At 53.1% G+C, this 518-nt stretch carries 1 rRNA gene; it reads right to left on the bottom strand.

The window, feature by feature from the left end:
* A 23S ribosomal RNA gene (locus C173_RS33475) occupies window positions 1-518 on the bottom strand; the annotation flags it as partial.

Raw genomic sequence — 518 nt, 5'->3', positions numbered from 1 at the left:
GCATCTAGCCATAGCTTCGGTGGTGTGTTTAGCCCCGTTACATTTTCGGCGCAGAGTCACTCGACCAGTGAGCTATTACGCACTCTTTCAATGGTGGCTGCTTCTAAGCCAACATCCTGGTTGTCTGTGCAACTCCACATCCTTTCCCACTTAACACACACTTGGGGACCTTAGCTGATGGTCTGGGCTGTTTCCCTTTTGACAATGGATCTTAGCACTCACTGTCTGACTCCCGGCAAGAAGTAAATGGCATTCGGAGTTTGACTGAGCTTGGTAACCCTTGCGGGCCCCGCACCCAATCAGTGCTCTACCTCCACCACTCCATTCACCGAGGCTAGCCCTAAAGCTATTTCGGGGAGAACCAGCTATCTCCGAGTTCGATTGGAATTTCTCCGCTACCCCCACCTCATCCCCGCATTTTTCAACATGCGTGGGTTCGGGCCTCCAGTGCGTGTTACCGCACCTTCACCCTGGACAGGGGTAGATCACACGGTTTCGGGTCTACGTCCACATACTCA

The organism is Paenibacillus sp. FSL R7-277 (genome assembly GCF_000517965.1).
Taxonomy (GTDB): Bacteria; Bacillota; Bacilli; order Paenibacillales; family Paenibacillaceae; genus Paenibacillus_AQ; species Paenibacillus_AQ silagei.
This window is presented reverse-complemented; position numbering and strand designations above follow the sequence as displayed.